This is a genomic window from Corallococcus sp. AS-1-12, assembly GCF_020036995.1.
Classification (GTDB): Bacteria; Myxococcota; Myxococcia; order Myxococcales; family Myxococcaceae; genus Corallococcus.
In genome coordinates this window covers 570,847-595,922 of sequence record NZ_JAIQDD010000001.1, presented here as the reverse complement: position 1 = coordinate 595,922, position 25,076 = coordinate 570,847, and the positions used below count along the sequence as shown (strand labels likewise).

General features: G+C 71.3%; 18 protein-coding genes. 4 read left to right on the top strand and 14 right to left on the bottom strand.

The genetic code is table 11. The features are described from left to right. Positions 1–25: 25 nt before the first annotated feature. Together K8556_RS02285 and K8556_RS02280 are read right to left on the bottom strand one after the other, a co-directional pair. Positions 26–2,119, bottom strand: a complete 2,094-nt coding sequence (locus K8556_RS02285; protein WP_223738375.1) for a S46 family peptidase — start codon at positions 2,117–2,119, stop codon at positions 26–28. A 200-nt stretch (positions 2,120–2,319) separates the two neighbouring features. Next, the gene (locus K8556_RS02280; protein WP_223738374.1) at positions 2,320–3,096 is read right to left on the bottom strand and encodes an AraC family transcriptional regulator; all 777 of its coding nucleotides are present in this window, start codon (positions 3,094–3,096) and stop codon (positions 2,320–2,322) included. Positions 3,097–3,200: 104 nt separating this feature from the next. Between K8556_RS02280 and K8556_RS02275 the strand changes: the two genes are divergently transcribed. Both K8556_RS02275 and K8556_RS02270 read left to right on the top strand, forming a co-directional pair. Next, entirely contained in the window at positions 3,201–4,040 is an 840-nt protein-coding gene (locus K8556_RS02275) for an MBL fold metallo-hydrolase (protein ID WP_223738373.1), read from the top strand. A gap of 11 nt (positions 4,041–4,051) precedes the next feature. Beyond that, positions 4,052–5,374: an amidohydrolase family protein gene (locus K8556_RS02270; RefSeq protein ID WP_223738372.1), complete on the top strand. Its 1,323-nt coding sequence runs from the start codon at positions 4,052–4,054 to the stop codon at positions 5,372–5,374. Between the two features lie 209 nt (positions 5,375–5,583). Here K8556_RS02270 and K8556_RS02265 read toward each other — a convergent pair whose 3' ends face one another. The 5 genes from K8556_RS02265 to K8556_RS02245 all read right to left on the bottom strand — a co-directional run bounded on the left by K8556_RS02265 (position 5,584) and on the right by K8556_RS02245 (position 17,132). Continuing rightward, complete coding sequence (locus K8556_RS02265) at positions 5,584–7,329, bottom strand: acyl-CoA dehydrogenase family protein (RefSeq protein ID WP_223738371.1); 1,746 nt, start codon at positions 7,327–7,329, stop codon at positions 5,584–5,586. Continuing rightward, on the bottom strand, positions 7,326–8,081 hold the full coding sequence (locus K8556_RS02260; RefSeq protein ID WP_223738370.1) for a thioesterase II family protein: 756 nt from the start codon (positions 8,079–8,081) through the stop codon (positions 7,326–7,328). The genes K8556_RS02265 and K8556_RS02260 overlap by 4 nt, the downstream gene beginning before the upstream one ends. Further along, on the bottom strand, positions 8,078–11,056 hold the full coding sequence (locus K8556_RS02255; protein ID WP_223738369.1) for a type I polyketide synthase: 2,979 nt from the start codon (positions 11,054–11,056) through the stop codon (positions 8,078–8,080). The genes K8556_RS02260 and K8556_RS02255 overlap by 4 nt, the downstream gene beginning before the upstream one ends. Beyond that, complete coding sequence (locus K8556_RS02250; RefSeq protein WP_223738368.1) at positions 11,053–16,152, bottom strand: non-ribosomal peptide synthetase; 5,100 nt, start codon at positions 16,150–16,152, stop codon at positions 11,053–11,055. The genes K8556_RS02255 and K8556_RS02250 overlap by 4 nt, the downstream gene beginning before the upstream one ends. A 206-nt stretch (positions 16,153–16,358) precedes the next feature. Next, the gene (locus K8556_RS02245) at positions 16,359–17,132 is read right to left on the bottom strand and encodes a DsbA family protein (RefSeq protein WP_223738367.1); all 774 of its coding nucleotides are present in this window, start codon (positions 17,130–17,132) and stop codon (positions 16,359–16,361) included. A 95-nt stretch (positions 17,133–17,227) separates the two neighbouring features. Between K8556_RS02245 and K8556_RS02240 the strand changes: the two genes are divergently transcribed. Then, entirely contained in the window at positions 17,228–18,067 is an 840-nt protein-coding gene (locus K8556_RS02240) for a LysR family transcriptional regulator (protein WP_223738366.1), read from the top strand. Positions 18,068–18,113: 46 nt separating this feature from the next. On the opposite strand, the gene K8556_RS02235 is transcribed toward K8556_RS02240, so the two are convergent. Together K8556_RS02235 and chrA are read right to left on the bottom strand one after the other, a co-directional pair. Then, positions 18,114–18,413: a hypothetical protein gene (locus K8556_RS02235; protein ID WP_223738365.1), complete on the bottom strand. Its 300-nt coding sequence runs from the start codon at positions 18,411–18,413 to the stop codon at positions 18,114–18,116. 122 nt (positions 18,414–18,535) lie between these two features. Beyond that, positions 18,536–19,699, bottom strand: a complete 1,164-nt coding sequence (gene chrA / locus K8556_RS02230) for a chromate efflux transporter (RefSeq protein WP_223738364.1) — start codon at positions 19,697–19,699, stop codon at positions 18,536–18,538. Between the two features lie 310 nt (positions 19,700–20,009). Between chrA and K8556_RS02225 the strand changes: the two genes are divergently transcribed. Beyond that, entirely contained in the window at positions 20,010–20,567 is a 558-nt protein-coding gene (locus K8556_RS02225; RefSeq protein ID WP_223738363.1) for a hypothetical protein, read from the top strand. 3 nt (positions 20,568–20,570) lie between these two features. Here the strand turns inward: K8556_RS02225 and K8556_RS02220 are convergent, their stop codons facing one another. The 5 genes from K8556_RS02220 to K8556_RS02200 form a co-directional block, all read right to left on the bottom strand. After that, positions 20,571–21,452, bottom strand: a complete 882-nt coding sequence (locus K8556_RS02220) for a DUF3014 domain-containing protein (RefSeq protein ID WP_223738362.1) — start codon at positions 21,450–21,452, stop codon at positions 20,571–20,573. Positions 21,453–21,521: 69 nt separating this feature from the next. Next, complete coding sequence (locus tag K8556_RS02215) at positions 21,522–22,586, bottom strand: hypothetical protein (protein WP_223738361.1); 1,065 nt, start codon at positions 22,584–22,586, stop codon at positions 21,522–21,524. Between the two features lie 11 nt (positions 22,587–22,597). Continuing rightward, complete coding sequence (locus K8556_RS02210; protein ID WP_223738360.1) at positions 22,598–23,473, bottom strand: ribonuclease H-like domain-containing protein; 876 nt, start codon at positions 23,471–23,473, stop codon at positions 22,598–22,600. Further along, positions 23,473–23,898: a (deoxy)nucleoside triphosphate pyrophosphohydrolase gene (locus K8556_RS02205; RefSeq protein ID WP_370639874.1), complete on the bottom strand. Its 426-nt coding sequence runs from the start codon at positions 23,896–23,898 to the stop codon at positions 23,473–23,475. The genes K8556_RS02210 and K8556_RS02205 overlap by 1 nt, the downstream gene beginning before the upstream one ends. A gap of 8 nt (positions 23,899–23,906) precedes the next feature. Further along, positions 23,907–25,046 (bottom strand): PQQ-binding-like beta-propeller repeat protein, encoded by a 1,140-nt coding sequence (locus K8556_RS02200; protein ID WP_223738359.1) that lies wholly within the window; start codon positions 25,044–25,046, stop codon positions 23,907–23,909. Positions 25,047–25,076 lie beyond the last annotated feature (30 nt).

The following is a 25,076-nucleotide window of genomic DNA, read 5'->3' as shown; positions in this document are numbered from 1 at the left end:
GGACTTCAGGACTCCGGGGGGAGGACTACCCCGCCGGGTTCGCCTTCACCGGCGCGACCTTGGTGCTGCCGGGGCGCAGCTCTTCCAGGACGCGGTTGGCGCCGTAGATCTTCTGGAGCGCCTCGATGATGGCCTCCGAGTGCACGGCCACCGTGCGGTTCACGGACTCGTCGAAGCCGTACTCACCGCCCAGCGACTGGATGTTGCCGTCGAACACCAGGCCGACGACCTCGTGGTTCTTGTTCACCACGGGCGAGCCGGAGTTGCCGCCGATGATGTCGTTGGTGGTGACGAAGTTCATCGGCGTGGTGCCGGTGATGACCTTCTCCGACTTCAGCCACGACTTGGGCAGCGCGTACGGATCCTGGCCCGTGGCGTGCTCGAAGGTGCCGGACATCTGGGTGATGGGGGCGACCTGCTGGCCCTCATCCATGTAGCCCTTCACGGAACCGAAGGACACGCGCGGGGAGAAGGTCGCGTCCGGGTACTGGCTGGTGCCGTAGATGTCGAACTTCGCCTTGGCGACGAGCTCGCTGTTCTTCTTGATGACGGACTCGACGTCGTCCTCGAACTTCTTGCGGATGGCGCGGGCGTCCGCGTCCGTCAGGACGGCGAGCTGGACCATCGGGTCCTTGGACGCGTCCACGGCCTTCTTGCCGCCGTCCCAGAGCGCCTTGCGCGCCTTCGGGTCGAAGAGCTTCGTGCCCTTCACCACGCGGGTGGCGACCTGCTCCGGGGACTCCTTGCCCAGCACCTTCTTCACGAACGGGTGCTTGGCGCCCAGCTCCTCACGCATCTTGGTGAGGCCGAACGTCAGGCGGGCGATCTCCAGATCCGCGTAGATGGGCGCGGGGCTGAAGAGCTGCGCCTTGAGGGCGGGCAGGTTGGCGTCGTTGAACTCGCGCAGCCGCTGGCCGTTGTCCTTGGGCAGCTCGTCGCCGGCGCGCACCAGCGCCCGGGCGGTGTGGAACAGGCTGGCGGACAGGCCCTGCCCCTGCTCGATGAAGTTCAGGTCCTTGCGGATCGTGAGCAACTGGGCCTCCGCCTTGGCGATCTCATCCCAGGCGGCGGCGTACTTCTTCTTCAGCTCGGGGTTCGCGTCGACCTTCTTGCGCAGCTCCTGCTCCGCGGCGACCTTGGAGGCGAAGAACTTCTTGTCGAGCAGCGCCTCGTGGCGGCCCTTGGACGCCTTCAGGCCGTTCTCCACGCCGAACAGCAGGTTGCTGGAGATGCGCTTCTGCTCGGGGCCCCGCTTCTGGAACTCGGTGAGCATGCCGCGCAGCTCGGAGAGGTACATGAGCGTCTTGGGCATGGACACGTCGCGGGTGTACTCCAGCTCCGCGATGGTCAGCGCGCGCGAGGTGCGGCCCGGGTTGCCGGCCACGAACGTGAGGTCGTTCTCCTTGGCGCCGCCCTCCGACCACTTGAAGTAGTCCGGCGTCTTCACCGGCTGCTTGTCCTGGTAGACGCGCACGAACGTCACGTCCAGGTCGTAGCGGGGGAACTCGAAGTTGTCCGGGTCACCGCCGAAGAAGGCGATGGCGTGCTCCGGCGCGAACACCAGGCGCACGTCCTGGAAGCGGCGGTACTTGTACAGGTTGTACTTGCCGCCCTGGTACAGCGTGACGACGTCACAGCGCACCTTGTCGTCGCCGTTGGAGCAGGCCTTCTCCGCCTTGGACATCTCCGCCTTCAGCGTGTCCGAGTACTGCTTGCCGGTCAGCGACGCGGTGGCCTTGTTGAGCTGCTCGGTGATGTCGGTGATCTCGACGAGCTGGTTCACCTCCATCGCCGGGCACTGCTTCTCCTCGCCCTGCGTCTTGGCGTAGAAGCCGTTGGCCAGGTAGTCCTGCTTCGCGGTGGAGAGCTGCTCGATGCAGCCGCGCGCGCAGTGGTGATTGGTCATCACCAGGCCGTCCGGCGACACGAAGCTGGCCGAGCAGCCGCCGGCCAGACGCACCGCGCCCAGCCGCAGCTTGTCCAGCCACTGCTGATCCGGCTGGAAGCCGTACTTCTCCTTCACCTTGGCGGCGGGGAAGTTGTTGTACGTCCACATGCCTTCATCGGCGAGCGCCGGGGCGGCACCCACGAGGGCGGCGATGACGACCAATCGCTTCATGAATGGGATCCTTTCGGGCCGCGGGACGGACACCCGCGGGGACGGGGGCGTTTGTGAGGGATGGCCTGACAACGGTCAAGCTGGGAAAACGCCCGCGATAGCCGCAGAACGTCCGAGCGCCCGAACGATTCCCTGGGACCCCCACCGGGCAGGCGCTTTTCCCACCCGCCCCATCCCGACGCAGCGCGTCCGGGCCCGCCTCAGGCCGCCCGTGCACGCAGCCACGCGCCCGGCGTGGTGCCCAGCACGGCCCGGAAGTCCGCGATCAAGTGGGCCTGATCATAGTAGCCAGTACCCGCGGCGATGCTCCCCCAGTCCGGCCGCGCGCCCTGGACCCTGGAGGCCTGGAGCGCGCGCTGGAGGCGCACGAGCCGGGCGTAGGCCTTGGGGCCCATGCCCAGCACGTCGTCGAAGGCGCGGCGCAGGTGCCGTTCGCTCACGCCGAGCGTGCGGGCCAGCTCCGCGACGCGGGGGAGCTCCCCGGCCCCGGTGAGCAGGCGGATGCCGCGCCGCACGAGGTGCGCGGCGGCGGGTTCGTAGACGTCGTCCCGGTGGAGCCGGTCCACGAGCGCGGCCTCGAGCGTGCGCAGGCGGGCCTGGGAGGAGGGGGCCTCCGCGAGCGCTTCGCGGAGCCGGGCGCCGTCCGCCTTGCCCCAGAGCGTGTCGATGGAGAGCGCGCGGTGGGCCAGCTTCGACATGGGCAGGCCGAAGAAGGGGTAGGCGCCGCCGGGCTTGAACTGGATGCCCAACGTGTCAGGCGGGACCTCCGAGGGTGCCTTGCGCACCACCTGCTCCCGGGGCCCCAGGGCGTGCACGTCACAGGTGGTGGAGGTGACGCGGACCACCAGCTCCACGGTGCCGTCCGGCATGCGGACGTAGTCGCCCGGGGACGGGCCGCGCCACAGCACGCGCGCGCGCTGGATGAAGCGGGACAGGTCGGCCCGGGGGGCCAGCGCGGTGTCAGCCGGAGCGGCCATGCGGGGAAGCATGGGGCGGACGGCGCCTGGCTTCAACCCGGGCCCGGGCCGGATGGCCGATTCCTCCAATCGGGCGCCGCGTCCGGTCCGTAGCTTGCCGGGCCATGCGAATCCATCACCTCAACTGTGGAACCCTGTGTCCCGCCAGCGCCCGGTTCGTCACGGGCTCGGGCGGCCTGTTCGAGCGGGCCCGGATGGTCTGTCACTGCCTGCTGCTGGAGACGTCCCGGGGGCTGGTGCTCGTGGACACGGGCCTGGGGACCCGGGATGTGGGGGACGCGGCAGCGCGGCTGGGACAGCGCTTCGTGAGACGGAACACGCCCCGGTTGGATCCGGCGGAGACGGCGCTGGCCCAGGTGGAGCGGCTGGGCTTCCGGCGCGAGGACGTCCGGCACATCGTGCCCACGCACATGGACCTGGACCACGTCGGCGGGCTGTCGGACTTCCCGGACGCGCAGGTCCACGTCTTCGCGGACGAGCACGCCGCCGCCATGACGCCGCCCCAGGCCGGCGCGAAGTTCGGGTACCGGCCGCTCCAGTGGGCGCACGGACCGAAGTGGCACCCCTACGCGGTGGACGGTGAGCGCTGGTTCGGCTTCGACGCGGTGCGGGTGATTCCGGGCCTGGACGCAGAGGTGCTGCTGGTGCCGCTGACGGGCCACACGGCGGGCCACTGCGGCGTCGCGGTGAAGGGGACCGAGGGCTGGGTGCTGCACGCGGGGGACGCGTACTTCAGTCACCGTGAGGTGGACCCGGTGGCGCCGCGGAGCCCGTGGGGGGTGGCGCTGTTCCAGCGGCTGAGGTCCGTGGACAACGCCGTGCGGCTCCAGAACCAGGAGCGGCTGCGGGTCCTGGTGCGAGCGCACGGACACGCGGTGAAGGTGTTCTCCGCGCACTGCGCGGTGGAGTTCGACCGGATGCGAGCGGGAGGAGGCACGGCGTAGCATGCGGGACCTTGCGACGCGTTCTGCTCTTCGGCTCCCTCCTGTGGTCGCTGTCCTCCGCCTCCGCCGCCGAACCCGCCCGGGTCCAGGTGTTGAAGGCCGCCCGCCTGTTCGACGCGAAGGCGGGGAGGGTCGTCACCCCGGGGGTGGTGGTGGTGTCGGAGGGCCGGGTGGTGGGGGTGGGCCCGAAGGCGCCGGTGCCGGAGGGCGCGAGCGTCGTGGACCTGGGCGACGCCACGTTGCTGCCGGGCTTCATGGACGCGCACACGCACCTGACGGTGGAGCCCGGCCCGGACTGGAGGAAGGACCTCATCGACAGCTTCCAGCGCACCATCCCCGAGCAGACCCTGGACACGCTGCCGTGGGCCCGGGCGACGCTGATGGCCGGCTTCACCACCGTGCGCAACCTGGGCGCGGAGGACTTCATCGACGTGGGGCTGCGCAACGCCATCGCGCGAGGCCTCGTGGTGGGGCCGCGCATCCTCGCGGCGACGTCCAGCCTGAGCTCCACGGGCGGGCACTGTGACTACGGCAACTCGTTCCGCAAGGGGCTGCTGGCCCACGACGCGAGTCCCGGCGTGGCGGATGGTCCGGACGCGCTGCGCGCCAGGGTGCGCGAGAACATCAAGTATGGCGCGGACGTGATCAAGGTCTGCGCCACGGGAGGCGTGATGAGCCTCAACGCGGACCCGGACGCGCCGCAGTTCACCCAGGCGGAGCTGGACGCGGTGGTGGATGAAGCCCACGCGCACCGGCGCAAGGTGGCCGCGCACGCGCACGGCGCGGAGGGAGCGAAGCGAGCCATCCGGGCGGGAGTGGACTCCATCGAGCACGGCACGCTGATGGACGATGAAGGGGTGGCGCTGATGAAGCAGAAGGGCACCTGGTACGTGCCCACGGCCTTCGCGTTCTTCGGAGTGAAGGAGCTGGCTGACCAGGGGAAGCTCCCGCCGGACACGGTCGCCAAGTTGCGCGCGGTGGACCGGAGGCGGGAGCACGTGCTGCGCAAGGCGATCTCCCTGGGCGTGCGCATCGCCTTCGGCACGGACGCGGGCGTGTTCGCCCACGGGCGCAACGCGGCGGAGTTCGCGCAGTTGGTGGAGGCAGGGCTCACGCCAGCGGAAGCCCTGCGCACCGCCACGGTGAACACGGCGGAGCTGCTCGGAGTGGCGGACCGGCTGGGGACGCTGGAGCCGGGGAAGCTGGCGGACGTCGTCGCGGTGCCGGGCGACCCGGTGAAGGACATCCGCGCCACACAGAAGGTCTTCTTCGTAATGAAGGAGGGCGTCATCCACCGCAACGACACCGCGACCGGAGCAAGCGCCGCGCCGTAAGGCTCACGGCCCCAATCACCGGTCCGACCGTTCGCGTCACGTGCTGAGCCAGCAAGCCCCCGGGCCGAGGGCACCGCGAACCTGTCCGACTGTCGGACAGGTTTTGGCGCAGGTTGCTCCCGGCGGGCGGGCTGGCCCGTGTGGGGTCAAAGAGGCTTGTCCTCCACTGAGGGCGACATGGCGGCTGTTTGCGCAGCGCGCCATGGGGCTCACTTTGGGATGAGGACGTCGCTCAGCAGGAAGTCGAGCGTGTCCCCGGACAGCCAGCGGTTGCTCACGCCCGCGAAGTCCGGCTCCGCTTCGGCGTCAGCCTGGCGCCAGAGGTCCTCCATCCGGTAGCGCGCTGCGGTGCAGTAGATGTCCGCCAGTGCGTCGGCTTGAGGTTGGCCGCGTGAAGCCAGGGCCGACGCGTGGGCCAGGGTCACGGACATCGTGAACAGCTCGTTGCAGAGCTGGTTCATCAGGATGAGCGTCCGCTGCTTCGCGTGCAGGACTCCCGCGTCAGGGTAGCGTCGCGACAGGTCCAGACTTCGCTTCGCGAGCCGATGCACCTCCCGGGCCGTGTGCTGGAGATGGTCGCGGTTGCGCGGGGACAGGTGCTCCTCCACGGGCAACGGGAGCGGGGGCGACTCCAGCTCCGCCGCGTGCGCGGCCGACGGGTAGTAGAGGGAGAACAGGCCTTCTCGCGCGGCCTTGTGATCCACGAGGAAGTCCACGCCTCCCGCGACCCGGAACGCACGGGCATCGCGCAGCGTGCGCTCCAGGGGAACGGGCGTGGCTCCGCGAGCGGCCTTGCTCCCGGACGTCTCGTAGCCTTCCGCGGCGAGCAGCGACATCGTCCGGTCCGTGATCCGCGCGCAGCTCAGCGACGCGATGTTCTTGGCCGCCACCTGTTCGAACCAGCGCAGGGGCAGCGTGTCCGCCGTCACGCCCGTGAGGCTCCAGCGGGCCACGCTCTCCATGGCGAAGACCTCCGCCGCCGTGGCGGACACCTGACGCTGGATCTCGTCGAAGTCACCGAGCCTGCGCCCCTGCGCGAGCCGCCGGTGGAGGAACCCCCGCGACCACTCGAGGCACTTCTTGGAGAGCGCCAGCGACGCGGCCACGATGATGTACATGCGGCCCAGGGCGCTGAGCGGCTCCAGCAGCGGCGTGTTCCGCCAGTGCTCCTGCGACATCGCGAGCATCCGCTCCTTCGGCACCCGCACGTTGTCGAAGCTCAGCGCGGCGATGGGCAGTCCTCGCAGGCCCATCAGGCTGTGCTCGGCTCGGACGTGGAAGCCGGGGCTGGTGGTCTCCACGAAGAAGAGGCTGATCTGCTCCCGGCCGTCCTCCTGGAGCGTCGCGGTGACGTTCAGCAGATCCGCGATGGACCCGTTGCCGATGAAGACCTTCTCCCCGTTGAGCACATAGGCCGCTCCGTCCTCCGTGGGCACGGCGGTGGTGGACGCTCGCCGCACGGAGGCGCCGATGGGCTCGGTGTCGGCCCAGCCGGAGATGACCCCGTCGGCGACGCGGCCCCGGACGTAGTCCTTGAGGGGACCGTCCTGCACGGCCTCGATGATGGCGCCCGCTCCCAGGCCACTGTGGATGGCCAGCGTGTAGCCCACCGGCAGGCACACGCTCATCACGGCCTCGATGACCCGGAAGGTGTTCAGCATGGAGAGCCCCCGGCCGCCCAGCTCGCGATCCACCGGGAGCTTGTAGTAGCCGCGTGAACGCAGGGCCTCACGCAGCTCCGGCGGAATGCGGCCCGTGCGTTCGATCTCGTCCGGATCCACGTGCTCGCGGAGGAACTGCTCCACCTCCGCGATGACGGCGTCGCCCTGCCGGCGCTCCTCGGCGTCCTGGTCGGGGAATGCGCGGACGAGATCCCACCGGAGCTTCCCCGCGAAGAGCTGGCCCAGGAAGCCCTCGCGGCTGCGGGTGGCGGGGTGCAGTGGCTCGTGGCTCATGGGTTCGGCGTCCTTTGGGAGAGGGGCTCCGCGATGAGGCCCAGGAGGGTGGACTTCGGTTCAGGGTCCCGAAGGTAGAAGTGCCCACCGGGCAGCAGGTGGAGCGCGAAGGGCCCGGAGGTGTGGAGGCTCCACGGCTCCAGTTCGGCGCGGCTCAGGTCGTCCTGGGTTCCGCCCGTCACGGTCACCGCGCAGGGGAGCGGGGCGCGGGCCTCGTGCCGGTGGGACTCCACGAGCAGCAGGTCGGCTCGCAGCCCGGGGAGGATGAGCTCGCGCAGCTCTTCGTCCTCGCGCAGCTCGTGGATCAGCTCGCCGTAGGTGGGCTCCAGGGCGGTGAGGAGTCCGGCCTCGTCCAGGTGGCTCGCGGGGATGCCTCGCGGAGGGAGCTGTGGGGCTGGGGCCGCGGAGAGGAACAGCGCCGCGGGAAGCGCGCGGCCCAGGTCTCGCAGACGGCGGGCCGTCTCGAAGGCCACGAACGCGCCCAGGCTGTGCCCGAAGAACGCGAAGGAGGATCCGAAGTCCACCGCATGCACCAGCGCGTCCACCAGTTCGTCCAGCCGGGTGAACGGCGCTTCCTCCGCCCGAGCCCCACGGCCGGGCAACTGAACGCCCCAGACCTCGATGTCCGGGAGCAGGTCCGCCCAGCGGACGTACTCTCCCACGGAGCCGCCGCTGTGCGGGAAGCAGTAGAGGCGCACGGCGGCTTCCGGACGCCGGATGCGGCAGGCGAGCCACGGAGAGGTCGAGGTCATGCCGGGGACGACTCCGCGATGAAGCGGGTCAAACGCGCCACGGTGGGCGCGCGGAAGAGGGCCTTCACCTTGAGGGGCGCGGCGACATGCGGGCGCAGCCGCGCGATGACCTGCGCCGCCATCAACGAGTCGCCACCCAGCGCGAAGAAGTTGTCGTGGAGCCCGACCCGCGCCAGCCCCAGTACCTCCGCGAACGCAGTGGCGACACGGCGCCCGAGCTCGTCCTCTGCCAGCTCCGGCACCTCCAGGGCTCCAGTGTCGGGCGGAGGTGCCACCGTGGAGTGGATGGCCGGGCTCACCCCGGTCGCAATGGTGGTGGGCGCTTCGACGAGGTAGCGCTGACGTTCGAACGGATAGGTGGGCAGAGGCACCCGGCGACGAGGAGCGCCCCCATGAAGTCCCTGCCAGGAGATCGCGACGCCCGCGCTCCACAGGCGCCCCGCGGCGGTGAGCGCGCTGACCGCATCGGACGTGTTGTCCGAGGGATGGGGGAGGGTGGCCACCGTGAGGTGCGGCCCGGCTCCGGGGTTCTGGCGCGCCAGCGTCGCCAGCGTCCGTCCGGGGCCGACCTCCAGGAACACGCCAGGCGGACCGGCGAACAACGTGTCCAGCGCGTCGCCAAAGCGCACGGTGTGGCGCAGGTGCGCGGCCCAGTACGCCGGGTCCACGGCCTCCTCCGCCGTGACCGCCACACCCGTGCGGTCGGAGATCCATGGGAGCTGGGGAGCACGCCGTTCGACGCGCTGAACGCGGGCGGTGAACTCGGCCAGCGACGGCTCGACGAGCGGCGAATGCCCCGCGCCCGGAATGCGCAGCAGCCGGGACTCCACACCGCGCGCCGTCAGCCGCGCCTGAAGCGCTTCGATCTCCGCCACCGGGCCCGACACCGCGCACTGCGCGGGCCCGTTCACGGCCGCCAGCGCGAGTCCTCCCTGAAGCAGGGGCGCCAGCTCCGACTCGGGCAGCGGCACGGCCAGCATGGCCCCCGCGGGCAGGCTCGCGAGGATGCGCGAGCGCTCCAGCACCAACCGAAGCGCGTCCTCCAGACGGAACACCCCGGCGACCGTGGCCGCGGCATAGGCCCCCAGGCTGTGCCCCACGACCGCCGCGGGCTGCACACCCCAGCGCTTCCACAGGCGCGCCACCGCGTACTCGATGACGAACACGGAGAGCTGACCGGTGACGAACTCGCCCATCCGGGCGGACGCCTGTTCCAACGCGGCGGCATCCGTGGGCTCCGGATGCAGCACCGTCCCCAGGTCGAACCCGAGGAGCGGCGTCAGGTGCGCACGGCATGCGTCCACGGCCTCGCGGAACGCGGGCTGGGAACCGTACAGCTCCCGCCCCATGCCCACGTGCTGCCCGCCGTGGCCAGGGAACATGAACACCACCTGGCGCTCACGGGCCTCGGCGTTCGGGGTGCCGTCCTGTTCCGACAGGGCGCGGAGGACCTCCGCGGTGTCCTGGCCCACCGCGAACGTCCGGTGCTTGTGCGCGGTGCGTCCCATCTGGAGCGTCCAGGCGACGTCCCCCAGCTCCGCCTCCGGATGCGCGCGCAGGTGACCTCCGAGCCGCTCCACGGCACGGGTCAGAGAAGCGGGACCGTGGGCCGACAGCACCAGGAGCTGCGGCGTGCGCGACCGCTCGGGGGCGGGCAGGGTGGGTGCCTCTTCCAGCACGGCGTGCGCGTTGGTTCCGCCGATGCCCAGCGAGCTGACGCCGGCCCTTCGCGGGTGGCCGCCGGTGTCCCAGTCCCGCAGCTCCGTGTTCACGCGAAAGGGGCCGTGCTCGAAGTCGATCTCCGGGTTGGGCCGGTCGAAGTTCAGGCTCGGTGGCAGCTTCCCGTGCTCCAGCGCGAGGACCGCCTTGATGAAGCCCGCCACGCCCGCCGCCGCGTCCGTGTGGCCGATGTTCGTCTTCACTGAGCCCAGCCAGCAGGACCGGGGCTCGCGTGCGCCGAAGGCCTTCGTCAGCGCGGCGACTTCGATGGGATCTCCCAGCCGCGTGCCGGTGCCATGCGCCTCCAGGTAGCTGATGCTCGCGGGGTCCACACCCGCGGCATGCAGGGCGGTCTCGATGACGCGGGACTGGCCCTCCACGCTCGGCGCGGTGAAGCCGATCTTCCCGGCGGCGTCGTTGTTGACGGCGGTGCCTCGGAGGACGGCGCGGATGGTGTCCCCATCCTCCAGCGCATCCGCGAGCCGCTTGAGCACCACGATCCCCGCGCCGTTGCTGCCCACCGTGCCCTGAGCCCGGGCGTCGAACGCGCGGCAGCGGCCGTCCGGGGACAGCGGCCCGCCCTCGCTGAAGTGGCCGAACCGGGGCGGAACATGCACTGACGCGCCTCCCGCCAACGCGAGGTCGCAGTCCCCCGCGAGCAGCGCCTGCGCGGCCAGGTGGATCGCGACCAGGGACGTGGAGCACGCGGTCTGCACCGTGACGGCCGGCCCGCGCAGGCCCAGCTTGTAGGCCACGCGGCTGGTGAGGAAGTCCACGCCCGTGGCCAGCCGGAGCTGCCAGTCACTGGCGCCCGCCAGCAGGTCCCTCCGGGCCCGCAGCGCGGACAGGTAGTCCGTCTCGCTGCCGCCCGCGTAGACGCCAATGGCGCCCCGGTAGCGGGCCGGATCATACCCCGCGTCCTCCAGCGCCTCCCGCGCGCACTCGAGGAACACCCGGTGCTGCGGCTCCAGCATCAGCGCTTCCTGCGGTGAGACGCCGAAGGCCTCCGCGTCGAACCGGTCCGCGTCCGTGACCAGACCGAACGCGGGCACCGCCTCGCCCACGGCGCGCTCGGTGGGGGGTTCGGCGCAGTGCTGGCCGTCCGGACCGAAGAAGGTGATGGACTCGACGCCGCCTGCCAGGTTGGACCAGAACTCCGCCGCGTTGGCCGCACCGGGAAGCCTGCACGCAAGCCCCACCACCGCGAGGTGCGCCGAGCGGTCCTCCTCCTCCATCCCATCGAGGGACGCGCTCACTCCACTTCCTCCCGCGAGCGGTCCGACGACAGCCGGCCCTGACGGCCCAGCAGGCGCGCACGTCCACTGCGCCGTTGCTCCTGGCGCTGCGCCTGCGCGGCCTCGGCCTCTCCACCATCGTCGCGGCCCTGGAGGTGACCCGCGAGCGCGCGGACGGTGGGGAACTCGAACAGCGTCACCATGGGCACGTCATGGCCCATGCGGTGCTTCAGCAGGTACTGCACCTGGGCCAGCAGCAGCGAGTGGCCCCCGAGGTCGAAGAAGTTGTCCTCCGCGCCCACGTGCTCCAGGCGCAGCGTCTCGCACCAGATGCCGGCGATCCGCCGTTCGTGCTCGTTCGCGAGCGGGATCCGAGGCGCCTGGGTGCCGGGCATGGGTTCGGGCAGCGCCCGTTCATCCACCTTGCCGCCGTGGGTGAGGGGCAGCGCCTTCAGCTCCACGTAGGCGGCAGGGATCATGTACGCCGGCAGCTCGCGAGACAGGTGCTCACGCAGCCGCGCCGGTGTGGGCAGGGGCTGACCCGCGTGGGGCACCAGGTAGCCGACCAGTTGGGGTGCGCCACCGGGAGGGCTCCACGCGCGAACGTGCGCCTGCGCGAGCCCCGGATGCGTGCGAAGGCGGACCGCGACCTCCGCGAGCTCCACGCGGAAGCCCCGGATCTTGAGCTGCGCGTCCATGCGCCCCAGGAACTCGAGCCTCCCGTCCGGACGGAGCAGGACCCGGTCGCCCGTGCGGTACATGCGCGCGCCCGGGTGTGCCGCGTAGGGGTCGGGGAGGAAGCTCGCGGCGGTGAACCCCGGCCGGTTCAGGTAGCCGCGCGCCACACCGGCCCCGCCGATGAAGAGCTCTCCCATGACGCCCGTGGGGACGGGTTGCAGCTCCGCGTCCAGGACGTAGGCCGTGGTCCCGTCGATGGGCTGGCCGATGGAGGGCAGAGACTCGCCGGGCTCCGAGGGCAGCACTTCGCCGGAGGTGGCCGTCACGGTCGTCTCGGTGGGGCCGTACTGATTGAACAGCCGCCACGGCAACCCGGGCACGGGACGCGCGTGGAGCCGATCACCTCCCGCGAGCACCGTGCGCAGTTCGCACGACGCCGGCCATGGCAGGGCCAGGAGCCGCTCCGCCAGGGCGGTGGGCAGGTCCGTGAAGGTGATCCGCTCGGAGAGGAGCCACGCCTGGAGCCGCTCCGGGGACAGGCGCACGTCCTGTCCGGGGACATGCAACGTCGCGCCCGCGGTGAGGGCAGGCCACAGCTCCGCGACGGACGGATCGAACGCGGGCGAGTAGAGCAGCGTGGTGCGGCTGTTCGCCGTCAGTCCGAACTCGCGCCGGTGCCACCCGACGAGGTGGGCCAGTGCGCCGTGCTCCACCACCACGCCCTTGGGCACACCCGTGGAGCCCGAGGTGTACATGACGTACGCCCGCTGTCCGGGCCTCACCTCAGCGGGCAGACCTCCCCGGGACGTGCCGGGGCCCTGGAAGGACTCGATGCGCACGCGCTCCACCGTGGCGGGGAGTCGCTCCGCGAGCGGCCCCGTGGTGACCACCTGGCGCACGCCAGCGTCACCGAGGATGAGCGCGATCCGCTCGGCGGGATGCTCCGGATCCAGGGGCAGGAAGGCCGCACCGGTCAGCATCACGCCCAGCTCGGCTGTCACCAGGTCGGCGCCGCGAGGCGCGCAGACGCCGATGATCGACTCCGCGCTCGCGCCACGCGCATGCAGATGCTCCGCGAGCAGCGTCGCGCGCCGGACCCACTCCGCGTAGGTGAGGGTGCCTGCCTCATCGCGCACGGCCACGGCGTCAGGGGTTCGCGAGGCCTGCGCCAGGACCTGCTGAGGCACGGGCGGATCCGCGCTGACGGGCTTCGCGGAGCCGTTCGCCAGGAGGCCTTGTCGCTCCGCGTCCGAGAGCATCGGCAGTCGCGACACCGGCATCCCGGGGCTGGCCACCGCGGCCTCGAGCAACCGGAGGAAGTGCGCGGCCATCCGCTCCATGGTCGAGCGGTCGAACAGGTCCCGGTTGTACTCCCAGATGAGCGAGATGCGCGCGTCGCCGCGCTCCTTGTCGCCCAGGTACCGGCCCGCGTGCGGAATGGCGACGACGTCCAGGTCGACCTTCGACGAACCGTTGCCCCGCTCGAAGATGGTGCACGACGCATCCCCCAGCCGGGGGCTGCGCACGGCGGAGTCGTGAAAGCTGAACATGGCCTGCACGAGCGGATTGCGGCTGGGGTCGCGCTTCACGCCCAGGGCTTCGATCAGCTTGAGGAACGGATACGTCTGATGCTCGGCCGCCGCCACGGTGAGGTCCCGCACCTGGCGGACCAGCTCGCGGAACGACGGCGCGCCGGAGACGTCACACCGGAGGACCACGGCGTTGACGAACATGCCGACGACGTTCTCGATGTTCCGGACACCCGCCCGGGCCGCGAACGCCGAACCGATGCACAGGTCCTGCTCGCCGGTGTAGCGATGCAGCAACGTGGCGAAGGCGGCGAAGAGGGCGTTGAAGAGCGTCACGCCCTCCCGCTGGCAGAACGCGCGCAGGGCGCCGGGCAGGGCGGGCGGCAGCTCCAACCGGAGCAGGTCGCCGTTGAAGGTCTGCACGCGGGGGCGCGGATGGTCGGTGCGCAGCGGCAGGACCTCCGGAGCCCCCGCCAGCCGCTTCCGCCAGAAGTCGAGCTGGGCCTTCATCGCAGGCCCGTCGAGCGCTTCGCGCTGCCACGCCGCGAAGTCGCGGTACTGCACCGGGAGCTCCGGGAGCGGCGAGGACGCACCGCGCAGATACGCGTTGTAGAGCGCGTCCAGCTCCCGCATCAGCACGGAGAAGGACACGCCGTCGTGGACGACGTGGTGCTCCACGAGGACCAGCTCGTGATCATCCGGAGCCAGACGGACGACGGTCCAGCGCGCGAGCGGCGGTTCGAAGAGGGACAGGGGTCGCCGCAGCTCCTGGCGCAGGGCCTCTTCACGCCGATGTTCCCGCTCGGCCGAGGGCAGCCCGGACAGGTCGATCAGCGGGACCTGCACTGGAGTCACAGGGAGGACGCGCTGCCACGGTCGGCCGTCGATCTCCTCGTAGGTCGTCCGCAGCAGCTCGTGGCGCCGGGTGATCTCCGTCAGCGCGCGTTCGAGCACCGCCAGGTCCAGCCCACCCAACACGCGGAGCGTCGTCTGCGCCTGGTAGGAGATGCTGCCGGGGGACAGCTTCTGGAGGAACCAGACCTGCTCCTGCTGCACGGACAGCGGTGCCCGTTCAGGGTCCGCGACGCGGATCACGGGCGGCAGTGCATTCTGCGCGGGAGCGGCCCGGCGCGGCTCCAGCACGTTCGCCAGTTGGGAGATCCGGCGGTGCGCGAAGAGCTCCGTCAGCGACAGCGGGAGCCCCAGCACCTCCGCGACCCGGGCGGTGATCCGCGTGGCCAGCAGCGAGTGGCCACCGAGTTCGAAGAAGTCGTCCTCGATGCCGATCCGCTCCAGGCGCAGCTCCTCCTGCCACACTTGCACGAGTCCATGCTCCAGCTCCGAGCGGGGCGCGACGTACGCGCTGCTGCGGGTCGCGTGGGCGTCGGGCGTGGGAAGCGCCTGGAGGTCGACCTTGCCGGTGGGGCCCAGGGGTAGGGCGTCCACGACGATGAAGGTCCGGGGGAGCATGGCCTCGGGGAGCCAGGCCCGGAGGTGCTCGCGGAGCTGCTCCGTTCCGGGGACGGCCCGAGCGTCCTTGGGCGCGAACCACGCCACGAAGAAGACGTCCTGGCCTTCGGTCCCATCGGTGCTCCGCGCGAGGACGTGCGCGGCCCCGACGTGCGGATGGGTCAGCAGCGCGGCGGTGATCTCCGCGGGCTCGATGCGGATGCCTCGGACCTTCACCTGCCGGTCGGAGCGGCCATGGAACTCCAGCAAGCCATCCGGCAGCCGGCGGCCCAGGTCGCCCGTGCGGTACAGCCGTTCGCCGCCGAACCGGGAGAAGGGATCCGGAATGAACCGGTCCGCGGTCAGGTCCGGCGTGCCCACGTAACCGCGAGCCAATCCGGGGCCGCCGATGAACAGCTCCCCGGTCTCGCCATCCGCCATGGGTGTCAGGTCCGGGCCGAGGACGTGCACCTCCACGCCGCCGATGGGCCGGCCGATGGATGGCAGCCGTTCAACGGCCGATGCGTCACCGGGAGGGACGACACCGGACGTGCTGTAGATGGTGCACTCGGCGGGGCCGTAGCCGTTCACGAGTTGGAACGGCAGCCCGGGCCCGGGGTGCAGGTGCAGCCGGTCGCCGCCAGTGAGGATCAGTCGCAGGGCGCAGGACTCGGGCCAGGACAGCGGGAGGACGCGCTCGGCCAGCGGCGTGGGAAGGAAGACGCAGGTGATGTCCCGCGCCAGGAGCCAGTCCTGCAGCCGCTGGGGAGACAGGCGGGTCTCCTCGTCGGGCGGCAGCTCCAGCCGGGCCCCCGCGGCCAGCGACGGCAGGAGCGTCATGACGAACGCGTCGAAGCCGGCCGAGGCCACCACACCAACGCGATCCGCGGGCGACAGGCCGGACGCGCCGAGGTGGTACCCGGTGAAGGCGGACAGCGCCCGGTGGCTGATCATCACGCCCTTGGGCAGCCCGGTGGAGCCCGAGGTGTGGATCACATACGCGAGGTGATCCGGCTGAACGGCGACGCCCGGGTTCACGTCCGGGAACGCCTGGAGCGCCACGGCCCCCGGAGCCAGGACCTGGAGGCCGTCCGCCGCGAGCCGCTCCACGACCGGCCCCGTGCCGATGACGAACCGGGCCCCCGCGGAGACGGCCATGTAGCGCAGGCGTTCAGGAGGGGAGGACGGATCCAGGGGAAGCCAGGCCGCTCCGGCCTTGAGGACGCCCAGCACGGACGCGACCAGCTCCGCGCTTCGCGGAAGGCAGACGCCGACGAGGACATCCGGTCCGGCGCCCCGGGCGATCAGCGCATGAGCCAAGCGGTTCGCCTGGGAATTCAGCGCGGCATGGGTGAGCGAGCGGGCCCGGGAGGCGACGGCGATCTGGGAGGAAAGTTCGGTCGCTCGTCGCTCGACGAGCTGGTGGACGGGGGGCAGCAAGAATCCTCCAACCGGCGCCACGCCCGTCCTAAGAGAATCAGGCGTTTAGCGGAGCTAGGCCGTTTTCAGGATTTTACATGACCCGGTGAAACACCGTGAGACATGTCCCGTCACCAAGCAGTGCGGATCCACCCTGTTGGGTCGCCCTCAACGCAGCCAGGGCAGCTTCGTGACCGGCAATGTCGCGGCTTCGGAGAAGGGGAGCAGCCAGGCGCGGCGACCGAGCTTCACGCCTCGGACCGTTTCGTCGCCCGAGCGAGCGCTTCGACCATGCGCGGTCCGGTCGCGAAGCCGCTCGCGAGCACTTCGAGGCCGGCGCCGCCACGGTAGAGCACGGTGGGAAACCCGCTCACGCCCAGGGCCCTGACCGCCTGGAACTCGTTCGCCGTCGCCCGCTTCGCGTCCGCGTGGTCGAACCGGTTCAGGAACGCCCTGAAGTCGAGGCCGTGCGCGGCGCAGATGCTTTCGTAGAAGGGCGCCACGGTCGGGTCCTCCGCCTGGGCGTAGAACTTCCGCTGGATGGCGGCAAACACCTCGTACACTCGCGTCTCGGGTCCCGGTAACTCCGCGAGCATCTCGCGCATGACGAGGAACGCGCGGCACGCAGGCTCCGTATCGTAGTTGAACGCCGCCCGGTCGAGGAACCGGGTGGAGAACGGCTGGCCAGTGCGCGCGGCAACCTCTTCCCAATGGTGGCGCAGGAAGCCCTTGAACCGCTCGTTCCAGGGATCCCCGCCTCCCGCACGGAGCCCGCCCACCAGGACGCGGAAGGGGATGCCCCTGCGGTTTGCCTCCGCCTCCAGTTGGAGAAGGCCGGGCGAGCCTCCCCAGCACCAGGAGCACATCGGGTCCCCCACATAGATCACCTCTCCCACGGGCCCCTCCGCGTTCGGCCCGGCCCTCTTCGGGGCCGCGCCGGGGAGCGCGCATGCCCCGGTCTCGGGATCACACAGCGCCTGCGCGTCAGAGGGCGTCTCGTTCTCGTTTCTGGGGGGCTTCATGGCCAGCTCCTGGTGACGGTCATTGCCACGCCCGGAGAGATAGCCCCAGCCCCCTGCGTTGACGACTCGCGTAGACGCGCACAGCATGTGCGTTCATGCACATCGCCTGGGACGACCTGCAGACGGTGGAGGCGCTGGTGCGCACGGGGAGCGTCGTGGGCGCGGCGCGCGAGCTCTCGCTGCGCCACTCGTCCATCTCGCGGCGTGTGGACGCCCTCGAGCGCGCGCTCGGGGTGCCGCTCTTCCTGCGTGGGGCGACGCTGCGCCCGACGCCGCTCGGGCTCGCCATCGCCGAGCGCGCGGGCCGCATGCGCCCCCTTGCCGTGGATGTGGGGGGACTCATCGAGGAGCAGCGCCGGGCGCGCGCAGGCCAGATCGTCATCACCACGAACGAAGTGCTGGCATCCCTGCTGTTCGGCGCGCTGCGCACGTGCGGCTTCACACAGCGGGTCCAGGTGCGCATCTCCGAGAGCGAGCTGGCGCTGGAGCCCGGGGTGACGGACCTGGCCTTGCGTCCGAGTCACACGCCGGGCGGGGCGCTGCGGGGCCAGCAACTCGGGAGGCTGCGGCTCGGAGTATTCCGGGCGCGGGCCGCCAGGCCGGCCCCGGCGGCCTGGGTCCTGCCATCCGGGAACCTGCGCACCCGATCCTCCATGCGCTGGTGGAAGGCGGTCCCCGAGGACGCGGAGGCCCTCGTGGAGTGCGACACGCTGCTCGGCATCAGGGACGCTTGCGTCGCGGGCCTGGGGCGGAGCGTGCTCCCGGCGCTGCTCGCCGAGGGGGACCCGCGACTGGTGCTGGAGGAGAAGCTCCCGGGCGGCCCACCGGTATGGCTGCTGTCCGCCGCCACCCGGCGCGCGGACGCGGCCCTCCGGCGGGCTCGGGAGTCACTCTCGGAAGCCCTCCGGAGCGCCCCGGGCGTGTGGGAGGACTGAGGGCCTCGTTCAAGCCCGGGCCCCCAGCCGACGCCCGGTCCGCGATTCAGCTTTCCGCGCTGGCGTCCGGGTGCTCTTCGCTGCACACCTGCGGGACGTCATCGGACGGGAGCGCTTCGTCCGGCATCACCGACGCCGAGGGCTCGGTGGGGGCGACGACACCCGAGGCGCACTCGACGATGTTCCAGTCCGCGCACGTGGCCCACCGGTTGTGGAAGGCACACGGGTAATCGCAGGTCTTGTCCCAACAGATGTCATCGCACTGCGGCGGCAGGGCCAGGGCCGCGGTGGGTGCGAGGGTGAGGACCGCCGAAACAGCCAGCAGAGACTTCATCAGCTTGGGCATGTTTGCTCCGTTCGTGTGCACTGCGACCCCCAGGTGGATGCCCTTCCATCAGGAATGGGAAAGGCAAACATCCGGAGGGCCCAATTCTTAGCAGGAAAAACGGCGCCGGTTGGGCCATCGCTTCACAACAAGGACCGCAACAGCCCGGCGACAGCACCGCCCAGCACCAGCCAGGCCGAGTTGACCCGCCAGCGGAGCAGCAACGCGGCTCCGGCCACGGCCAGGGCCACCGTCCAGCCATCCACCAGGGCCGCGCGTCCCAGTTGCCACGTCACCACGGCCATGAGCGCCAGCGAGGCCGCGTTGACGCCGTCGAGCACCGCGCCCGCGGTCCGCGACCGGCGAAGCCTGGGAATCAGAGGGCCGCTGAGCGCCACGAAGACGAAGGCGGGCAGGAAGATGCCCAGCGTCGCGAGACCGGCGCCGGGGGTTCCACCCACCAGGTAGCCGATGAAGGTCGCGGTGGTGAAGACCGGGCCCGGCGTGAACTGGCCCACGGCCACCGCGTCCAGGAGCTGGGCCTCGGTGAGCCAGCCCCAGCGTTCCACGAGGTCCGCCCGGAGGAAGGCCAGCAGGACGTAGCCGCTGCCGAACAGGACGCTGCCGACCTTGAGGAAGAACAGGAAGAGGCCGCCAAGGCTGAACGGCACGGCGGCCGTGGCAGCCATGGCCGTGACGCCGTGGAGGGCGAACGGCGTCAGCGCGACCGTCGACCTGGACGCGGGGGACGACCGAAAATGGGTCCAGGCCGCCAGGGCGCCACCGGCCAGGGCCAGGATGAGCAGCTCGTTGGCGCCAAGGGCGCTCGCCACGGTCGCGGCAATGGCCACGGCGACCCGGGGGCGCGTCGTCAGGGCCGTCTTGCCGAGTCCCCAAAGGGCCTGGAGGACCACGGCCAGGATGACGGGCTTCACGCCGTACAACAGGGCGTCGACTTGCGGCAGGGTGCCAAAACGCACGTAGGCCCATGCCGCCGCGAGCGTCAGGAGCATCGCCGGGACGATGAAGCACACGCCGGCGACGATGAGCCCTGGCCAGCCCGCACGCCGGTGGCCCAGGTGGATGGCCAGTTCGGTGGAGTTGGGACCGGGGATGAGGTTCGTGGCGCCCAGCAAGTCGAGGAACTCCTCACGGGGCAGCCAGCGGCGGCGCCGGACGACCTCGTCTTCCATCATGGCGATGTGGGCAGCAGGGCCCCCGAACGCCGTCAGCCCCAGCCGGAGGAAGACCCGCGCGATCTCACCAAGCGAGCCCCGGGCGACGTCGTGGGAATGCGTTGAGTCCATGCGCCGCGGGAGCCTCGTGATGAACCGGAACCGACGGAATCGCGGCGGATGGTGCCACGGCGCCAGGGAGGGGATGGGCCTCGATGAACCCCACCCAGGAACCCAGAGGCTCAGTTTACATAACGCTTCTTATCAGACGTTTCGACCAGGGGTTCCCCAAGGATTCCAGGCGCTTCCCCGGCCACCCAAGTCCTCCCTGGACGTCCGCGCAACCGGCCCATCCCCGGCCCGTCGGCCACCAACCTTCGGCCGCCACGCCGTGGAATCTCGTGCTTCCCGAGTCCGGGTCCGGAACGTACCTTGCCGCCCCATGCGCCTCTTCCGACGAACCGGACTCGCCGCGCTGTGCGGCCTCACCGCGGCCCTGCTCACGGGCTGTCCTGAAAAGACGTCCCAGGCCCCCGTGGATGGCGGCGTCACCGGCGCCACGGCGGCCCCGGACTCGGGCCCCGAGGCCGTGGTCTTCACGCTCCAGTACCAGGCGCCGGATGGCGGCTCCGCGCTCATCCCCCTGGCCCTGGAGGAAAAACCGCTCGTGGAGCCCACCTCCGACCTGGAGCTGCGCAGCACCCTGGGCCTCAAGAACTACCGCGTCCGGCTCATGGACGAAGCCGACCGGGCCATGGTCTCCGACGACTCCGTGTCCGAGGCCGATGACGGCCTCGTGTACCGCATCCACCTGCCGCAGCCCCTCAAGACCGGCTACTCGTACACCCTGGTCGTCGACTCGCAGACCGGCTCGTCGTTCCAGGACTCGCGCGGCCGCGACGTCGAGGACCTCCGGGCCTCGTTCCAGATCATCGGCGACAAGGAAAAGCCCAAGCCGCCTCCGCCGCCCGCCAAGGGCGGCAAGAAGCGGTCCAAGTAGCCGTCATTCCTGGGTTTCTGACTGCCCCGGCGCCTGATCCGGCAACGGCTCGGGCGTGGCCGGCGCCGGGGTCGGCAGGTTCAGCGCCGTGCGCAGCTCCCGCAGCTTCGCCTGGATGAGCCGCATGTTCCCCGGGCCCATCCGCAACAGGTGCTTCTGGGCCTTGCTCAGCCCCTCCAGCTCCGGCGACGCGTAGACATACAGCGCGCCCTGGGGCTCCACCTCCACCGGCCCCTTCGGCACCGGCACCGCCAGCAGGTGCTGGATGGCCCGGCCGAACGCCGTCTCGAAGCCCTGGTCCGGCGGCGCGATCTCCCGGTACGCCTGGTCGATGACCGGCTTCAGCTCCCGGTACACCATCGCCGCGCCGGACGCGTCCAGCGACCCCAGCACCCGGGCCACCAGGTCGTAGCGCGCGTAGCTCTGCGGCGCGATCTCCGAGCGCCCGTTCGCCCCGGCCGCGCCCACCTGGAACGCCCCCACGGGCGCCATGAACGACAGCGACGCCCGGGGGCTCTCACCGTCCGCGATGTTGCTCACGGACGCGGTGAACCGGCGCGCCAGGTCGCGCTCCTGGAGCCACTTCGCCAGCTCCGGGTCCACCGACAGCTTGCCCACCAGGTCGCGGATGCGTCCGTCGCTCTCCGGCAGCGACACCTCCGCGGGCACCTCCGCCACGCCCGCGTCCACCACGGGCGGCGCCGTCACCACCGGCGGCGCCTCCGACTGGCGCCTCAAGCCGAAGTACGAACCCACCACCCCCACGACCATCAGCGCGACCAGGATGCCCAGGACCTTGCCCCGCGACGGAGCCTTCGGCGGTTCTGCCTCCGGCGGCGGTGGGTTTCCTCCAGGGGCCGGGTTCACGAAATTCGGATCACTCATGGTCCCGGACCTTACAGACAGGCCTCCGAGCCATTCCACGCGCGCGTGAACAATCCGCGCCGTCTGTGTTCACCGCTCGGAGAGGACCTCGTCCGGCAGGCGCCAGAGCTGGCCATCCTCCGGCGACAGGAGGAAACCGCCAGGCAGCAGGTGCACCGACGTGACAGCCTCCGTGGACAGCGGCAGCTCCCACGCGCACACGGGCCGCAACGTGAGCGGGTCCAGTTGAAGCAGGTACCACTCCCCCGCCTCCAACAGGTCCTCCACCGCCACCAGCACCGCGTGCGCCATCACCAGGCCGGTGTACCCCGTGGCGAGCGTGCCCTGTTCCGGCAGCAGGAACTCCGCCGCCAGCGTGGCCTCCGGGTACGTCCAGCGCCGCACCCAGGTGCCGCCCACGCCGATGAAGCCCGAGCCGTCCGGAAGGAACCCCGCCGGATAGAACGGCGCCTCCACCGAAGCCACCGCCGCGCCACGCACGAGCCCCGTGTCCCCACGCTCCACGAACGTGAGCCACGTGCCCTCCTGGCCCAGGCTCACCGACACGCCCATCACCGGCAGGCGCGGATGCGGCATCCATTCGTGCAGCCCGTCCAGGTCGTCCTCGCCCAGCGCCGGCGTGTCGAGTTGGAGCCCCGCCTCCGTCCCCGCCACGTCCGATAACGTTCGGGCATCCAGGACGCGCACCGCCGCCCGGCCGTCCTGGAGACCGCTTGCCCAGAGGCCCTCGCCGGTGACGTCGAACCCCAGGGCCTGCGTGTGCCGCGTCCAGGCCCGCGCGGGCGTCTCCACCGGACCGCCCTCCGGCGCCCGGCCCACCACCTCGATGCGCCCAGGCCCCAGCACCGCCGCGCACCGGAGCGACGGATGCAGCGCCACGAGCCCCGTGGCCCGAGGCAGCTCCAGCGCGCGCCCCGGAGGCCAGGACTCCCGCGCCTCGAGCACGGCCAGGCGCCGCGTCCCCAAGGCCAGCCCCACCGCGGCGCTCGAGCCCGAGCCCGTGGGAGGCAGCACGAAGCCGTCGCCCGCCCACTCCGCGTCCGTCACCGGCAGCGTCGTGACGCGGGTGAGCGCCACGCGGCGGCTGGGAATGCCCCACGGCGTGCCGGGCCTCGGCCGGCCAATCCAAGGCACGACCTGGCCGCTCAGGAATCCTGCTCCATGGCCCGCACGCGCGCGAGCGTGTCCACGTCGCGCTCGGTGGGGCCCAGCTCCAGGAGCAGCCGGCTCACGTCGTACAGCAGGTCCCCGCGCTCGAAGACCTTCAGCCGGGGGACGTCCAGGTTCAGGTCGTCCGCGCCCTTGTTGTACGTGAGGTCCATCAGCGACCGGAGCTGGAACGAGTCATAGAGGTTGTACTCGACCAGGTAGCGCAGGGCCTCCACGTCGCCGCGCCGCAGGTACGCGCGCCACAGCAGCACGGCGTCGTAGCCGTTGACGCCCTTCAGGTGCGGCGGCCGGCCCACGCCCAGCTTGTCCTCGATCTCCTTCAGCCCGCCGCCCATCCCCAGCCGCCGCGTGACGAAGCGCAGGTCGATGTGCGCCTCCGGCACCGGGAAGTTCTTCTCGCCGAAGTAGTCCCTCAGCACCGGCACGTCGAAGCACGAGCCGTTGAACGTCACCCACAGCCGCCGCTTCGCCAGGGCCTCCGGCAGCGCGTCCATGTTCCGGCCCTGGATGAAGACGTGCAGCCCCGCGGCGTCGAACAGGCTCACCACCGTGGGCACCTGCGTCTTGCTGCCGTCCGTCTCGATGTCGAAGTAGACGGCGTCGTCCTGGAACTCCGGGAACAGGCGCCAGTGCTCGCGCGGCGGCACCATGCGCGCCAGGTCCTTCAAGTCGCGCCGGGCCAGCGCCGCCCGCGCCTCCGCGATGCGCTCGCGGGCCACCGTGTCCGCCTTGCGGCTGATGACGATGCCGCCGTCCGGAAAGTCATCCCAGGTCCGGATGCCCTTGGACCACAGGTCCTTCTCGCGCCACGGCCCCACGCCGGGGATGAGCTGGAACGTGTGCAGCAGCATCAATCGAGCGCACCCAGCCTTCCCGCCAGCAGGTCGTCCAGGAGCGGCACGTCCGCCTCGCAGAACGGCAGCGCCTGCATCTCCGTGGGCGTGTGGAACGCGAGCTGGTGCGCGCCCAGCGGCTTGGGCTCACCGGACACCAGCGTGGCCGCGAACAGCACCAGCTCCACCGTGAGGTCCGGGTACGTGTGCCGGCCCTCCCACAGGCGGCGGCCCACCGACAGCTCCACGTCCAGCTCCTCGCGGCACTCGCGCGCGAGGGCGGCTTCGTCCGTCTCGCCCGCCTCCACCTTGCCGCCGGGGAACTCCCAGAGGAGCGCGCGGCTCCCACCGGGGAGGCGCTGCTGAACCAGGTACCGCGGCCCGCCGTCTTCCGGACCGGGCCGGGGAATCAGCGCGGCCACCACCCGAACCGTCCGGGGCACGGCGCGCGTCACCCGCGCGGCCCCTTCTTCACGTCGTTCAGGTCCAGCGCGTACAGGTACGCGTTGTTGGACAGCACGTACACCCGCGAGCCCACCACGAACGGCGGCGCGGTGATGCCCACGCCCGGGTTCCACGCCATGCGCGACCTGCCCGTCGTCGGGTCCACGAACAGCAATGCACGCTCGTTGGGCACCAGGAGCATCCCCCGGGCCAACACCGGAGCGAGCGCCGTCCTGTCCTTGAGGGGGAGCGACCAGATGAGCTTCCCCGTCTCCCCCAGGTAGGCGTCCACGCGGCCGTCACCGGTGGCGAACAGCACCTCGCCGCGCGACAGCAGCGACGTCAGGCCGCCCACGCTGGTGTTCCAGATGACGGCGCCGGAGTCCGCCTCCAGGGCGTACAGGCCGTTCTTGTACGACGCGACATACAGCCGCCCCGCCGAGTCGATGGCGGGCGTGGTGTCCACGTCCAGGAACTCCGTGCCCGCGCCCGACAGGGACTTCTCCCAGACGACGGCGCCGTCCTCCACCTTGAGGGCGACGAGGAAGCCGTCGGAGAAGCCGACGTACGCGGTGTCCTGGTCCACCCTCGGCGCGGAGGCGCCCCGGATGGTGAAGCCGGACGGCGGGTCACGCCGGTACTGCCACACCCACGTGCCGTCCGTGGCCTTCACCGCGAACACCGTGTCGGTGTCCGTGGACACCAGCACCAGGCCGTCCGCGAGCACCGGCACCGTGGCCAGGGACTCGTTGGTGGCGTACTTCCACTTCACCGCGCCGGTGCGTCCGTCCAGCGCGTACAGCACGCCGTCACCGCCCGGCACGTAGACGACGCCCTCGCTGACCAGGCCGCCCGCGAGCGCCCGGGCTCCGGTGCGCAGGGACCAGGACACCTTCCCGTCCGGCCCCACCGCGCGGACGTAGCCGTCGCGCGTCTGCACGATGACGTTCCGGCTCTCCGGGTCGTACACCGGGGAGGCGGGCTCGCGCGGCGAGTACTCCAGCAGCGGGACCTTGTCGACGAGCCCCGTCCACCAGTCCACCCGGAAGTAATCCACCGGCGGCTGACGGGGCGCCGCGGGCAGCTCCGGGTTGCCGTACAGCGGCGCCGTCGCGCACCCGGCCAGGAGCCCTGCCCCGGCCGCCATTCCCACCCACCGCTTCCACCGAGCAAGCCG